This window comes from Streptomyces sp. NPDC031132 (assembly GCF_055570595.1).
The window spans coordinates 168,945-183,869 of the sequence record NZ_JBVIGX010000008.1; the positions used below are offsets into that span (position 1 = coordinate 168,945).

6 protein-coding genes are annotated in these 14,925 nt (G+C 73.1%); 2 read left to right on the top strand and 4 right to left on the bottom strand.

Annotation, left to right across the window (positions count from 1 at the left end):
* Nucleotides 1-50: 50 nt before the first annotated feature.
* On the top strand, nt 51-2,483 hold the full coding sequence (locus tag ACZ49B_RS14820; RefSeq protein ID WP_468305260.1) for a non-ribosomal peptide synthetase: 2,433 nt from the start codon (nt 51-53) through the stop codon (nt 2,481-2,483).
* 81 nt (nt 2,484-2,564) lie between these two features.
* Here ACZ49B_RS14820 and gntD read toward each other — a convergent pair whose 3' ends face one another.
* Genes gntD through ACZ49B_RS14835 form a run of 3 tightly spaced genes read right to left on the bottom strand, consistent with a single transcriptional unit; the run spans nt 2,565 to nt 12,323 of the window.
* The gene (gene gntD / locus ACZ49B_RS14825; RefSeq protein WP_468305263.1) at nt 2,565-3,602 is read right to left on the bottom strand and encodes a guanitoxin biosynthesis L-enduracididine beta-hydroxylase GntD; all 1,038 of its coding nucleotides are present in this window, start codon (nt 3,600-3,602) and stop codon (nt 2,565-2,567) included.
* A gap of 35 nt (nt 3,603-3,637) precedes the next feature.
* Entirely contained in the window at nt 3,638-5,272 is a 1,635-nt protein-coding gene (locus tag ACZ49B_RS14830) for a condensation domain-containing protein (RefSeq protein ID WP_468305266.1), read from the bottom strand.
* The gene (locus ACZ49B_RS14835; protein WP_468305269.1) at nt 5,262-12,323 is read right to left on the bottom strand and encodes an amino acid adenylation domain-containing protein; all 7,062 of its coding nucleotides are present in this window, start codon (nt 12,321-12,323) and stop codon (nt 5,262-5,264) included. The genes ACZ49B_RS14830 and ACZ49B_RS14835 overlap by 11 nt, the downstream gene beginning before the upstream one ends.
* A gap of 198 nt (nt 12,324-12,521) precedes the next feature.
* Here ACZ49B_RS14835 and ACZ49B_RS14840 point away from each other — a divergent pair, with 198 nt between their 5' ends.
* A complete protein-coding gene (locus ACZ49B_RS14840; protein WP_468305272.1) occupies nt 12,522-13,358 on the top strand; it encodes a putative nonproteinogenic amino acid hydroxylase in 837 nt (278 codons plus the stop codon).
* On the opposite strand, the gene ACZ49B_RS14845 is transcribed toward ACZ49B_RS14840, so the two are convergent.
* Complete coding sequence (locus ACZ49B_RS14845) at nt 13,334-14,884, bottom strand: amino acid adenylation domain-containing protein (protein WP_468305275.1); 1,551 nt, start codon at nt 14,882-14,884, stop codon at nt 13,334-13,336. The two genes, ACZ49B_RS14840 and ACZ49B_RS14845, sit on opposite strands and share 25 nt — an antisense overlap.
* Nucleotides 14,885-14,925 lie beyond the last annotated feature (41 nt).

Below are 14,925 nucleotides of genomic sequence, written 5' to 3' on the forward strand. Positions count from 1 at the left end.
TTGGCCAACGGGCAGTTGTCTACATTCGTCCCCGAGCAAGGGAAATTTCCATGACACCCGACTCTGTTGTGCCCGCCACCGTGATCCGCCCCCGACGCACGGGCGCCGCGCAGTCAGCGCGGTCCCACGCCAGGCTCGCGCTGACCGCGGCCGCCGTCGACGGCCTGGCCAAGGTCTCCGGCGGCCGCCCCCTGGAGGAACTGGTCGCCCTCACCGCGGCGACGGCAGTGGTGGTCGGCGCGGCGGAGCACACCGACGAGCCGGTCGTGGCCGTGTCCGGGCCGGCCGGGCCGGTGTTGTCCGGGATCGGGCTTGCCGTACCGGCCACCGTCGGCGATCTGGTCAGGGCCGCCGACGCGGCACTGCGGTCGGCGCCCGTGGTGGCCGACGAGGAGGCAGCGCTCGTCGGCGCGTTGCTGGTCGGCTCGGCGAGGGTCGGTGCCGGACCCGCTGCGCGCGCGTCCCGGCCGGACGTCGTCGAGCTGAGACTGACCGAGCCCGGTGCGGACGGCGTACGCGAACTCGTCGCCGAGGCCGGACCGGATCGCGCCGAGGCGTGGTTCCTGGAGGTCCTGCTGCGGTCGGTGTCCCGTGTCCTGGCCGGATTCGTCGATCCGCACGGCCCCTCGGCCGCGCTGCCGTCGGCCGCAGCCGACGATGCGGCGGCGGCCCTTGCGCTCGGCCGACGCGGCTTCGCACCGCAGGGCGTCATCACGACGCTGACGGCGCCGATCGAGGAGACGGTCCGCGCGCACCCCGACCGTACGGCCGTCGTCGCCGGCGCCGAGACCCTCACGTACCGCGAGTTCTGGCAAGCCGCGCAGGCCGTGGCGGCCCGTCTGCACGCAGCGGGCATCGGACGCGGACACCGGGTGGGTGTGCTCACCGGCAAGACGATCCACGCCGTGCCGGCGATCACCGGCACCCTGCTCGCGGGCGCGGCCTACGTGCCGCTCGACCCGAGGTCACCGGCCGCGAGGCTGGCCGAGATCCTCGACGACGCCGCGTGCGCAGCCGTCCTGGCCGCACCCGACCTGCTCACCGGGCTGCCCGTCGGCCTCACCGCCCCGGTGATCGACATCCAGGCCGCGGTCGCCGGCCCCGCCGCCGAGCCGGGGACCGACCTGCCCGGGCCGCTCCCGGACGACCTCGCGTACGTGGTGTACACCTCGGGCTCGACCGGCCGGCCCAAGGGCGTGGAGATCCGGCACCGTGCCATCGCGAGCTACGTCCACTGGAAGCGGCGCAACCACGGGCTGGACCTCGACACCAGGCTGCTGCAGCTGCCCTCGCTGGCCTTCGACAGCTCGATCGCCGACCTGTTCCCGGTGCTGGCCTCCGGCGGGCGCCTCGTCCTCGCGGACACGCACCAGCTGCTGCCGCGTCAGCTGGCCGAGCTGGCGCAGCAGCACCGCATCACCCACCTCACGAACGTCCCGAGCCTCTACCGGGTCCTGCTGGGCGAACTCCCGCGGGCCGCGGCCTCACTGCGCGCCGTCACGGTCGCCGGCGAGGCCACGACGCCCGATCTGGTGCGCCGCCACCACGAGCTGCTGCCCGGAGTCAGGCTGATCAACGAGTACGGCCCGACGGAGAGCTCGGTGGGCGCGACCGCGTTCGACCACGGCACGGACGCCGGCCCCGGCCTCCCGATCGGGTGGCCCATCGCCAACACCGTCGCCACCGTCACCGGCGCCGACGGCCGGGTCCTGCCGATCGGATTCGTCGGCGAGCTCAGGCTGGCCGGACACGGCCTCGCGGACGGATACCGCAACCGGCCGGAGCTGACGGCGGCCGCTTTCGTGGCCGACGCCGAGGCGCCCGGTGGACGGAGCTACCGCACGGGGGACCTCGTCTGGTGGCGTCCGGACGGAATGCTGGAGTTCACCGGGCGGGCCGACGACCAGGTGAAGATACGCGGCCACCGGGTGGAGCCCGGTGAGGTGGAGAGCGTGCTGGGCCTGCTGCCGGGAGTCCGCCAGGCGGCGGTCGTCGTGGTGAGCGGCCCCGACGGCGCCCCGGCGCTGGCGGCCTGGCTGGAAGCCGTGGACACCACGGTGGAGGAGGTCAGGGCGCGGGCCAATGCCGCGCTGCCGCCCGCGATGGTGCCGACCTCCCTCACGCTGATCGACGAGCTGCCCCGGATGGTGAGCGGCAAGATCGACCGGGGCGCCCTGGTGCGTCTCGCCGAGGCCGGCGCCGCCCCGGCACCGGCATCCGCCCCGTCGCAGACGGGCGCGGGAGGCGACGGGGTCGAGGCGAAGGTCGGGGCGATCTTCGAGGAGGTCCTCGCCTCCGGCCCGATCGATCCCGATGCGGACTTCTTCGACGAGGGCGGGCACAGCCTGCTCGCGATCTCGGTCATCGACGCCATCGAGAAGCAGCTGGGCGTGAGCGTCGACATGGGTGACTTCTTCCTCACCCCCACGGTCCGCGAGGTCTCCGCACTGGTACGGCAGGCCATGCAGGACCAGGAGGCGTAGCCGCGCCGACACCACGCACTGTGCCCGGGGCTGGGGAGCCCCGGGCACAATGCGTGGTGTTCCGGCTGTGCCGGCCGTCGGCTAGCCGATCAGGCGGGAGCCGACGGACCGGCGCATGGCACGGGACTTGCGCAGGTCGTGGGTGACGTTGACGCGCTTGAGCCAGCGGTCCGTGCCGTCGTAGCGCGCCTGGAAGGCGCTGCGGCTGTGCACCACCCGGTGGTTGTTCATGAAGACGCAACTGCCCGCCTCCAGCGTGCAGTCGGTCAGGCCGGCGTCGAGCAGCTCCGCCGCCGCCGCGAAGGCCCGTACGGCCTCGACGTCCTCCTCGGGCGCCGACATGTGCGTCGCGTCGAAGCACAGCAGGGGGTTGGACCGGGAGCCGCTCAGCATGGGCACCAGGCCGAGCCCGTCGATGAGGCGCGCGATGTTCTCGAACACCAGCCGGTCCTCGTCGGTGCGCACCGTGTTGTTCTCCGGCAGGTGCGACTTGTCGGGAACGATGCGGAACCGGCTCTGGAACAGGACGTCGAGGACGTCCTGCGGCAGTACCGAGAAGTCCGCCTCCGCCACGGTCACCGGCACGGCGTCCGGGTTGCGCAGCGCCGACAGGATGATGTAGTCGGCGCGGTAGGGGTGGAAGGCGTCCTCGGTGTGCAGGGTCAGCGGTGTCTTGCTGCCCGTGCCGAGCAGCTCGCGCTCATACTGGCGGATCGGGAACACGTCGTTGACCAGGTGCCCGTCCTGCTGGGTGGCCCAGCCGAACGGTTCGCCGAGCAGCGAACCGTAGAGGAGGACGAGGATCTCCTCGGGCAGTTCGCGGTGGATCCGGGTCTCGTCCTTCCAGTGCGCGGGCGTGGGCCCGATGCGCTCGTCGTCCACGAGATGCCCGTTGACGGAGCAGAAACCGCGTGCCTGGTCGAGGGAGAAGGCACGCAGGAAGCGCCGGACCCGGACGGGCAGCCCGGCGGTGAGCAACGGCAGCTCCTGGAGCAGCCGTTCGTCGTCGGCCGCGAGGTACTGGTCGGCCAGACGCAGAGTCAGTTCGGACACCTGCCGGGCCTCGGCCGCGGTCAGCCGCAGCTCCGTCCCGGTCCGGGGCCTGATGGACGTCGTCATGGTTCATCTCCTCATGGGAAGGGCAACAGGTCGGGTCAGTCGTCGAACCGGAAGCCGCCGAAGGCCCGGTGCGTCGGCGCCGCTTCGGGGCCGGGCTCCGCGGGGTCCCGAAGGAGGCGCGCCACTTCGTCACCGAGCCGCCGGGCCATCCGCTCGGCGGTGTCCGCGGCGTAGCGCGCGGTGTCGTACTGGAGCACCAGGCGCATGCCGTCCACGTGCTCGACGAACTGGAACGACAGCTCGAACATGCCGACGCGCAGGGGTATCGGGCCGCCGCGCAAGGCGATCCCGCCCGGCGGACACGGTCCGGTGTCGATGCGGGGGTACAGGGCCACCCACACGTCGAAGAACGGCATCCGTCCGGGGGACCGCGGCGGAGCGAGCGCCGCCACGAGCGTGTCGAAGGACACCTCGCTGTGGTCCACCGCGTCCACCGTGCGCTGCGCGACCTGCTGGACGAGTTCGTCCGCGGAAGTCCCGTCCCGGACCTCCAACCGCAGCGGGACGGTCGCGACGTGGAAGCCGACCGCGTCGTCCGCACCGAGCCGGGCCCGCCGGTCCACGGGGGTGCCCAGACAGATGTCCGTGCTGCCCGTGATCCCGGCGAGGGTACGGGCGACGGCGGCGGCCAGCGGCACGAACGGGCCCGCGTGGTGCCGCCGGCCCAGCTGCGTCAGCTGCCGCAGCACGTCCGGACCGATCTCCTGCACGGCGATGCCGGTGGCGCTGCCGGCCTGCTCCGTCCGCAGACCGCGCACCGGGAGGGGCAGCGGCGCCGGAGGGGGGAGGAGCACGCGACGCCAGTGGTCGAGCGCGGCCTCCTGACCGCTCGAGCGGTGAGCGGGCCGGTCCTCGGGCGGCAGGACGGCGGCCGGGTCCCCGTAGGCCGCCACGAGTTGCGTGGCGAGGATCTCCAGGCTCCGTCCGTCGCACACGAGGTGGTCGGCGAGCAGCAGGAGCGACCAGCGGGCTTCGTCGCGCAGGAACAGGGTGGTCCGGGTGAGCGGGCCGGTCGACGGGTCGAACGGCATGGCGAGGCGCTCGTCGACCAAGGCGTCGAACCGGGTGTCGCCCGCCTCGTGCCCGCGCAGGTCGACGACCTCCAACGGCGGCACCTCGTCGGTGAGCACCGCCCGCGGTTCGCCCTGGGCCTCGACGAAGACGGTCCGCAGCGCCGGGTGGCTCCGCGCCAGGCCGGCGAGCGCGGCCGCCAGCCTGTCGGCGTCCACGGCACCCTCGCCGTCCAGCAGACAGGGCACGGTGTAGGCCCCGGAGTCGCCTTCCCCGCGCTGCCGTTCGAGCCACAGCCAGCGCGTGGCTTCGGCGACTTCGGCTCCGGGCAGCTCGGTGTCGGGCCGGTCTCGCGCGGGGGCCGGCTCGGCCGGTTCCACGGCGCCGGGGGCGAGGCCGGCCAGCCGGGCCGCGAGCAGTTCGGGCGTGGCGGCGTCGAAGACGTCCCGCACGCGGACCCGCACACCGAAGGCCTCTTCCACGGCCACGGCGAGGGTCAGCGCGGACAGGCTGTGCCCGCCGGCGAGGAAGAAGTCGGTGTCCGGCGTGACGTCGTCCAGTTCAAGTGCCGTGGCGAACAGCTCGCACAGCCGCTGCGTCGGGTCGGGTCCGGTCGTGGTCGCCCCGTCCCCGAGCCTGAGGGCGGTGTCAGAAGTCATAGTGGGTGTCGCTCCATTCAGCGCCGGGTGCGGACGGTTCCGGGGTCGGGGTCGGGGGCGCGGCCGGTGACGGGACGCCGGTGGGCGGTGCCCACTGGCCGGTGGCCAGGCCGCGCAGCACCGCGGCGACGTGATCGGCGTAGCCGCCGGCCTCCGCCTCGTCGAGCAGGTTGTCGTCGTAGGTGAGGTCGAGGTGCAGTGCGTCGCCCTTGACGCGTGCGTACAGCCAGAGGTCACTGGTGGCGGGCAGATCGTCCACCAGCAGGTCCTCGACCACATGGCTCTCGGGGCGCAGGCCCGCGTTCTCCCAGCTCACGCCCAGGTCGAGCAGCAGGCTGCGGCCCGGCGCCGCGCGCAGCGCCAGCCGCTGCGCGAGCTCGTCGAACGGCAGCCGCGCGTGCTCGTACGCCTCGACGAGCCCGCTCTGGACCCGGGGCAGCAGCTCGCCCGCGCTCACCGCGTCGTCCAGCGTGACCCGGAGGGGCACCGCGTTGACCAGATAGCCGATCAGCGCGTCGGCCTCGGGCCGGTGGCGCAGTCCCGCGGCGAAACCGACGACGAGGTCGGTGGCCCGGGTGCGCTGGTGCACGGTGAGGGCGAAAGCGGTGACCACCTGCGCGAACGGGGTCCCGGGGGCATCGCGGAGCACGGCCGCGGGAAGGGACCGGCGGACCAGTCCGGTCCGGCCCCGGCGGCTGCGGCGGCGGGCCGGGTCCACGGGATCGGGCCCTTCCGTGACGCCGCGCAGCCGCTCACGCCAGAACTCCACCTCGCGCTCCGCCTCGGGCCCGGCCAGCCACTCCTGCTCCTCGCGGACCCACTCCTGGTAGGTGTAGGGGAGCCGGGGCAGCCGGGGCGGCCGTCCTGCGACGGCCTGCTCGTACGCGGTGAACAGGTCGCGCAGCAGCACGTCGACGCTCGCGCCGTCGTAGATCAGGTGGTGTGCGGTGACGGTGAGCAGATCACCGCCGACGGGCCCTGCGAGCAGCCGCACTTCGAACAGCGGTGCCTTCTCGAGGGTGAAGCCGACCCGTCGGGCGTCGTGCAGTGCGGCCGCGACCTCCGGCCCCGAGGGGTCCGCGCCGGGCAGGTCCACGACGACCAGCGGTGCGCCGTCCGGCAGTCGGTCCAGCACGGTCAGCTCCGCATCCGTTCCCCGGGGCAGGACCTGCGCGCGCAGCATGTCCTGCCGCTCGACGACGGCCTCGAGGGCGCTGCGCAGCGCGCCGGCATCGATCCGGCGGCCCAGCCGTACGAGGTCGGAGATGATGAAGGTGTCCGAGCCCGCCCACCGCGAGGTCAGCCAGACGCGGCGCTGTGCCCGGGACAGCGGCAGGTAACCGCTGTCCGAGGGCGACCCGGCGACCGGGCCCCGCTCCGCTGCGGCCTTCGCCGACTGCCCTTCCAGCGCCTTGGTGAGCGCGGCCACGCTCGGGAAGTCGAAGACGGTGCGCACCTTGACGTGCAGGGCGTGCGCGATGCGCGCGGCGGCCAGACTGTGGCCGCCCAGCTCGAACAGGTTCGCGTCCGGGTCCGTGACGGGACGCTCCAGAACCTGCGTCCACACGTCGGCGACGTGCTGCTCGGCCGGGGTGAACGGCCGGGCGGCAGCGGGCGATTCCGCGGTGGCCAGGACTTCGTCGGGCGCGGGCAGCGCCCGGCGGTCGAGTTTGCCGCCCGCGGCCACCGGGAGGGCGGGCAGATTCACGAAGGCGGCGGGCATCATGTAGGCGGGCAGCCGCTCCGCGAGGTGCCGGCGGAGCGCCGCCGGGTCCGCGTCCCCGACCACGTAGGCGACCAGCCGCGGTTCGGCGCCGGTGGTCGGGAGCACGGCGGCGTTGCGCAGGCCGGGTGCTTCGGCGAGGACCGCGGCCACCTCGTTCGGCTCGACCCGGTTGCCCCGGATCTTGAGCTGGTCGTCGACCCGGCCCAGGTACTCCAGGCGCCCGTCGGGCAGCCGGCGGGCCAGGTCGCCGGTGCGGTACATGCGCTCCCCGGGGCGTACCCGGCTGGTCACGAATCGGGCCGCGGTCAGCTCCGCGTCGCCGAGGTAGCCGCGGGCCAGGCCCGCTCCGCCGATGCAGATTTCGCCCGGAGCACCCAGCGGCACGAGCAGGCCCCGCTCGTCGAGCAGGTCCACCCACTTGCCGGGCAGCGGCCGGCCGATCGAGGCGTCGCCGGAAGCCGTTGCGGACCGCGTGTCCGGCGTGCCGGGGGTCCCTGTGGTGTCCACCGGATCCAGCGTGGTGACCACGCTGTCCTCGGCCGGGCCGTACTCGTTGAACAGCTCGGCGCCGGGAAGGAGTTCGGCATGCCGGGCGACGAGCGCCCGGGTGACCCGCTCCCCGCCGAGCACGACCTTGCGCACCTCGCGGAACGCCGGACCGACCTCGTCGAGCAGCATCTGGTAGAGACTCGGCACGAGCATCACGTGGCGGACCGGGTGCTGCCGCATGACCGCGGCCACGTCCTCCGGCGTGAGCAGTTGCTCCCGGGTGACGATCACCATGGGCGCGCCGGAACCGAGCGCGCCGAACACGTCGGCGATCCCGGCGTCGGCATGGATCGGATCGACCTGGAGGATCGCCCCACCGGCGCCGAGGCCGTAGTGGTCGATCTGGAACCGGACGGAGTTGACGATGCCGCGGTGCTCCACCATGACGCCCTTGGGGGTTCCGGTGGAGCCGGAGGTGTACACCACGTAGGCGAGGTCGGCGGGGCCGGCGGGGTGGAGCGGTCGTGGCTCGGCCCGGACCGCAGCGGCCTCGGGCGCCTCGCCGACGGTCACCGTGGGCAGGCCTTCGGCGACCGTGGTCTGCGTGAAGTCCGCCGAGGTGACGGCAGCGACCGCGCCGCTGTCGCGGAGCACCCGCGCCAGCCGGGCCGGCGACTGCTGCGGATCGAGGGGGAGGAACGCCGAACCGGTCTTGAGGACGGCGAGCAGCGCGACCGGCATCCACTCGGAGCGCTCGCACAGCACCGCGACCAGGCGGTCGGGGCCGGTCGGCGCCACCGCGGCGATCCGGGCGGCCAGCGCATCGGCCCGGCGGTCCAGTGCGCGGTAGGTCAGGACACGGTCGCCGCAGACGACGGCCGGGTCCTCGGGCGCGCGCCGTACCTGTGCGAGGACGAGGTCCAGGAGGGTGCCGGTGCTCTGTGCGGCAGAGGGGCTCTCCCCGGTACCGAGCGCGATGAGCGCGGCGCGCTGTGCATCGGGCAGCAGGGGGACCGTGCCGACCGGAGCCTCGGGGGCCTTGGCCAGAGCGGTCAGGAGGTGGTCCAGCTGGCCGGCGAGCCGGTGCGCCGTCCCCGCGTCCAGCACGTCCTCGCGGTAGGTGATCGCCACCTCGATCGGACGGTCCGGGCCGGGCTCGCCGAAGCTGAAGACGAGGTCGAACCCCTCCGCTCCGCTGTTCAGACGGATGTGCTCGGCCGCGGGGCCCTCCTCGGTGCCCAGCGGGTCCGTACCGGAGACGGCGGCCTCGACCAGCACGTCGAAGAGCGGATTGCGTCCCGCGATCCGTTCGCGCCCCATGGCCTCCACGAGGTCCTCGAAGGGGTACTCCTCATGGGCGCGGACCTCCCGCGCGTGCGCCGCCACCGCCGCGACCACATCGGTGAAACCGAGTTCCGGCCCGATCGCGGTGCGCAGCGCCACGGTGTTGACGAACAGCCCCACCGAGTCGGCCAGTTCGGGACGGTCACGGCCCGAGACGACCGTGCCGAGCACGATGTCGTCCGCTCCGCTCCAGCGCAGCAGAAGGACACGGACGGCGGCCACCATCGCCGTGAACGAGGTGGTGCCGTGCTGTCGGCACAGGTCTTGCACGGACCGGGTCGTGCCTTCGCCGAGCGTCAGCCGGACCGTGCCCGCCGCCGAGCTGCGCTCCGCCGGCCGCTGGCGGTCGAGCGGCAGGTCGACGCGCGGCGCGCCGTCCAGGGTGCGCCGCCAGAACGCGCTGCTCTGCGCGTCGTCCCCGCGGGCGTGCTGATCGAGCGCGTAGGCACCGTACTGCGTGGGCTCCGGTACCTGTTCCCTGCCGTTCAGGAACCGCTGGAGGTCGCGCAGGATCACCGCGAACGACCAGCCGTCGCAGACGCTGTGATGGACGGACAGCAGGAGCGTGCCGCCGGGGCGCCCGTCCTCGACGAGCCAGTGGGCCCGCAGCAGGGGACCCCCGGCCGGGTCGTAGACGTGGCGCTGCTCCGCATCGGCGATGCGCCGCAGCAGGCCGGCGGCGCCCTCGGCGTCCGACCGGTGGACCTGCAGTGCGGGCCGGGACCGCTCCGGATCCAGCACGATCTGGCGCAGGCCGTCGGGGTCGGTGCGGAACACGGTGCGCAGGGCCTGGTGCCTGCGCACCGTCCGCTCCAGGGCGTCCGCCACGTCGGCCGTCTCGGGGGCCCCGGGCAGCCGGAAGGCTTCCACCATGTTGTACGGGCGCACTTCCCCGCCCTCGTACTGCTCGAGGAACCACATCCGGCGCTGGGCGTTGCTCGCGGGGACGGGGTCCGGGGTCTCGGGCCACGGCGCCCGGGCGGCGGGGTCCGGACGCCCGTCGGCCGCGGCGCGGCGCAGCAGTGCGCCGAGCCCCTGGGGAGTGCGGGCGGCGAACACGTCGCGGACGGTGATCACGCCGCCGCCTGCAGCCGCGCCGAGGCGGCCCGCGAGGACGGCGGCGGTGAGGCTGTGGCCGCCCGCCGCGAAGAGGTCCTCGTCCCCGGCGTGCGGCGCGGTGCCGAGCACGTCGGCCCAGATCCGGGCGGCGGTGCGGTCGGCTTCGTCGTCAGGCTGCCAGACCTGCCCGTCCAGGCTCGCCACACGGGCCAGGATGGCCACGCGGTCGATCTTGCCGTGCAGGGTGACGGGCAGTTCGTCGAGTCGCACGATGCGGCCCGGGACCATGTAGCCGGGCAGGCGCTGCGCCAGCCGGCGGCGCACGTCGGCCGGTTCGAGATTCTGATCCGAGGTGTAGACGGCCACGACGGTGGGCGGTCCCGAGGGGGCGGTGAAGGGGAGGACCGTGCCGGCGACGATGCCCGCGACGGAGCTGAGGGACGCCTCCACCTCGCCGAGCTCGACCCGGTTGCCGTGGATCTGGATCTGGTTGTCCCGGCGGCCCAGGAAGACCAGCTCGCCCCGGTGGTTCCAGCGGCCGAAGTCGCCGGTCCGGAACACCCGGACGCCGGGGTGCGCGGGGAGCTCGCAGAACCGCCCCGGGCCGGTCGGTTCGTCATCGGCGTAGCCACGGGCCACGGCGGGGCCGAGTACGTGGATCTCGCCGGGTATGCCGGGCGGTGCGTGGTCCCCGTGGGGGGTGAGCACCAGCACGCCGAAGCCCTCGGAGGGCCTGCCGACCGGGACGGTGGTCAATTCGGGGAAGGCCGATCCGGGGCAGGTGAAGGTGGTCGCCTCGATGGTGGCCTCGGTGGGCCCGTACAGGTTGCCGAAGGTGCCCACGCGCAGTCGGTCCGCCAGCCGGGGCAGGAGTCCCGCGGGGATCTCGTCGCCGCCCAGCAGACAGATGCGGACGTCTTCGGCGGCCCCTGCGGGCAGTCCTTCGGCCATCACGGCGAGCAGGGAGGGGACACAGTTGATGACGTTCACCCGCAGGCTTCGCGTCGCCGCCCAGAACTCCGCGGGCGAGAGCGTCTGGGGCGAGCCCATGACCACCACGCAGCCGCCCGCGGCGAGCGTCGTGAAGATCTGGTACGTCAGGGCGTCGGAGGTCACCGCCGACAGCAGGGCGCACCGGATCTCCTCGTCGAAACCGAGGAGCCGCCCCGAGGTGAGGGTCTTGTGGGCGAGCTGACGGTGGGTGAGCGCCACCGGGCGGGGGAGGCCGGTCGATCCGGAGGTGAAGAAGAGGATGGCTTCGTCGTCGGGATCCGGTGCGGCCGCCGCCCCGGGGCCGTCTGCGGTGGCCAGCGCCTGCGGGGACACCACGGGGATGGCCACCTGCCCGGGCAGTTCGTCCTCTGCGGAGATGACGCAGACGGCCCCGCTCAGGCGCAGCTGACGGGCGACCCGCTCCGGCGGGTGCGACGGGTCGAGGGGCACCATCGAGGCGCCCGCCCGCAACACCGCCAGTACGGCCAGCACGAGTTCGGGGCTCTTCGGCAGCAGCAGCGCGACCCGGTCGCCCCGCTTCACACCGTGGTCGAGGGTGAGCGACCGCGCGGCCCGCGAGGAGCGCAGCGCCAGCTCCCGGTGGCTCCACGCCACGCCGTGGTCGGACACCGCCTCGCGATCCGGGAAGCGGTTCGCGGCGTCGTCGACGATGCCGGTGAGGGTCGCGTCGGCGAAGTCGGCCACGACGGGCAGGCCCGACCACCGCTCCAGTTCGGCGCGCTGTGCGGGACCGAGGACGTCCAGCTCCGTGACCGGCCGCCGGGGGGAGCGGCCGAGTTCGGCGAGGGCGGCCGCCGTGCAGCGAAGAAGGGCTGCCGCGGCCACCGGCAGCTCGCCGTCCGCCTCGGCGGTCAGCGTCAGCCGGCCGCCGGTGCGGCGCAGGGTCAGGCACAGGCCGACCGGCTGCAGCAGCTTGCCGCCCGCCTCCTCGCACACGACGCCGAGTCGGCCGAGCGCACGGCCCACGGGCACTCCGGCGAGCTGCAGGCGCGAGGCGACGGCCTCCCGGTCGGGCCAGGCGAGGGGCAGGGCGGATTCGAGTTCGGCGTGCAGCGCCATCAGGAAGGCCGAGGCCGGTGCCTCGCGGTCGAGGGGTGCGCAGAGCGCGAGCTCCCGTGGCGCCGCGTCCGTGCCGGTCCCTGCGCCCGCCCCGGGCGGCGCGTCGGGCACGGGCACCAGGATCACGTGCCCGGGTTCCTCGTCGAGCGCAGCCAGCGCGAGCCGGGTGGCCGCGACGGTCAGCAGCAGGAGGCCGGTCGCGTCGCCGCCCGTCAGGGCGTCCAGCCGCTCGGTGACTGCGGGTTCCAGGACGCATTCCGGCGTGTCGCCGTCCGGGGACAGGACATCCAGGAAGGGAACTCCGCGGCCGGCCACCAGCCGGGCGAGCCAGGATTCACTCAGGGCATTGTCACTCGGCATTTTGTACGCTCACCCAATACCTTCGATGGTTCCGACGAACATGATGTCCCCTTAAGATCCTGCGCAAGGGAAATAAGCCTTGTCAATCATGAATCCGATGCCCACGGCCGCCCATTGCCCTCTCTTCCGCCTATCGTTATGATTGCCGATCATCGGAGTCCGGCGCCATGGTGCGCTCATCAACCGACGGGATCTCGCATGCTCAAATCACAAAGGCTCGCCACGCTTCCGATCGATTCCTACGACCTGGCCGAGGAACTTTCGGTCATCGATTCAAACGATGCCGGGGGCGAGTACGACGCATTTTCCTTCGGCCATTGGTCGGCGCATGTCCTCGCGAACTCCGGGGGAAGCGCCCAGGACACGGCCTTCCGTCCCTACGAGGGGCAGCTCGCCCTGACTGAGCTGGGCAAGAAGCTTCCCAACATCATGTCGCTCGTCACCGAAAATTTCCCCCTCGAGAGGCTGCAGTGGGTACGCGTATTCGGCCTCAGTGATGGAATTCTCGCGCCCCATGTAGATTTTCTAGAATTCTCCGAGCCGGGTACGAGGCTTCAGATACCCCTGCGCACGGACGAGGATTCCCTGCATTCCGAGAACGACATCGTCTATCACCTCCGGCGTGGCGAGGTGTGGAAAATCCACACCACGGTTCCGCACTCGGCCCGGAGCGTCTCACGACTCCCCAGGCTGTCCCTCTGCCTTGATTTCTCGGATGCCGAGGCTCCCATTGAAATCAAGAACGCCATCCAGTCGGAGCTGCCCGTACGAATCATTTCGCGTCCGCCGGTCTCGGACGCAGACGTGGCCGAGCTGATGTCCTCCGCGGCCGACATGAACGCAACCGACCTGCGCGCCTCCTTCCGGAAGTTCGCCGCGGTCCACTTCACCCGCCAGGCCGATGCGACGGCGGCGTTCGACTGGTTCGTCGAAGCCGCCGTGCGCACCGGGGACGACGCGCTGGTCGAGAAGGCCGAGGCGTTCCGGACGTACTGCATCGAGAAGCGCGGCTACCGCGAGGCGTTCGCCTGGTGAGGCACCAGGGACAGGGGCTGCGCCCCGTCGCCGGGCAGGGCCTTGCGGTCCAGCTTGCCGTTGGGTGAGACGGGCAGGCCGTCCACCAGCCACCAGCGCACCGGCACCATGTAGTCGGGCAGGACCGCAAGCAGCGCCCGGCGCAGTTCCGCGGCCGGCGGCGGATCACCGGTGAGAGCAGCGTGCAGCTCCACCGCCCCGCCGGCCCGCACCACCGCGAACGCCGCGGCGTCCTTGACCCCGGCGAACTCCGCGAGGCGCGCCTCCACCTCCCGGGGTTCCACGGCATTGCCCCGGATCTTGATCAGGTCGTCGATCCGGCCCAGCAACTGGAGCGTCTCGTCGGCCCGCCACACCCCACGGTCCCGGGTGCGGTACAGCCGGGCGCCCGGCCGGAACGGATCGGGCACGAACGCGGTGCGGCTCAGCTCAGGATCGGTGTACCCCAGGGCCACCCCCGCACCGCCGATGTACACCTCCCCGACCTCCCCGTCGGGCACCGGCACGCCGTGCTCGTCCAGCACGTAGACGTAGGTGTTCCACACCAGTGAACCGACGGGCGGCAGCGGTTCGAGATTGCCGGCCGCCGCGCTCATCGAGTGGCTGGCCACCATGTGGTTCTCGGCCGGCCCGTAGTGGTTGTGCAGGGTGATCTCCGGCCGGCGTGTCAGCAGGGCCTCCAGAGCCTCCGTGACCCGGACCGTCTCGCCCGCGCTGATGATGTGGCGCAGGTCCGCGGCGTGCTCGAAGTTCGTCGGCAGCGTCATGACCACGTCGATGAGCGACTGCGGGAAGTCCACGACCTCGATGCGTTCGTCGATGACGTAGTCGATCAGATCCCGTGGATCGCGCCGTACATGGGGCTCCGGCACGTGGAGGCACCCGCCCGAGGCGAGCGTGTAGAACATCTCCTGCACCGACACGTCGAAGGTCAGCGGTGCCACCTGGAGGACCCGGCGTCCGCGCCCGAGCCCGGAGCCGTCCACCTGCCACGAGATGAAGTTGGCCAGGCAGCGGTGGGTCTGGACGATGCCCTTGGGGTTGCCGGTGGATCCGGAGGAGAAGATGACGTACGCAGGATCCTCCGGCGCCGGCGCGCGGCGGATCGCCGCCGGCGCAGTGCCGCCCGCCGGATCCGGTGCCACCAGACCCGCCAGACCGGTCGCCCGCTTCCCCGAGGCGCCGGTGTCCAACGCCCCCGGATCGGCCAGGACCAGCAGTGCCGCGCTGCTCGCGCGCATGATCTGCGCGATGCGCTCGGGCGGGTACGTCGTGTCCACCGGCAGATACGCGGCCCCGGCCCGCAGCGTGCCCAGCACTGCCGCGGTGAAGTCGGCACCCGCCCGCGCCGCGATGAGCACCGTGTCACCGCGCGCGATGCCGAAGTCCCGCCCGAGCCGGCCCGCAACGGTGTCCGCGAGGCGGTCGAGTTCCGCGTACGACACCTCCCGGCCCGGCTCGCGCACCGCGGGCGCGCCCGGGTGCGCGGCGACCTCGCGGTCGATCAGCTCCAGGACCGAGGACACGCCGGTGTCCCTCACCGGCCCCGCGTGCCCCGGGGGAGGGG

Bases quoted from the DNA above. Each gene is read 5' to 3' on its own strand.
- ACZ49B_RS14820 (WP_468305260.1), top strand. From the start codon at position 51: ATGACACCCGACTCTGTTGTGCCCGCCACCGTGATCCGCCCCCGACGC.
- gntD (WP_468305263.1), bottom strand. From the start codon at position 3,602: ATGACGACGTCCATCAGGCCCCGGACCGGGACGGAGCTGCGGCTGACC.
- ACZ49B_RS14830 (WP_468305266.1), bottom strand. From the start codon at position 5,272: ATGACTTCTGACACCGCCCTCAGGCTCGGGGACGGGGCGACCACGACC.
- ACZ49B_RS14835 (WP_468305269.1), bottom strand. From the start codon at position 12,323: ATGCCGAGTGACAATGCCCTGAGTGAATCCTGGCTCGCCCGGCTGGTG.
- ACZ49B_RS14840 (WP_468305272.1), top strand. From the start codon at position 12,522: ATGCTCAAATCACAAAGGCTCGCCACGCTTCCGATCGATTCCTACGAC.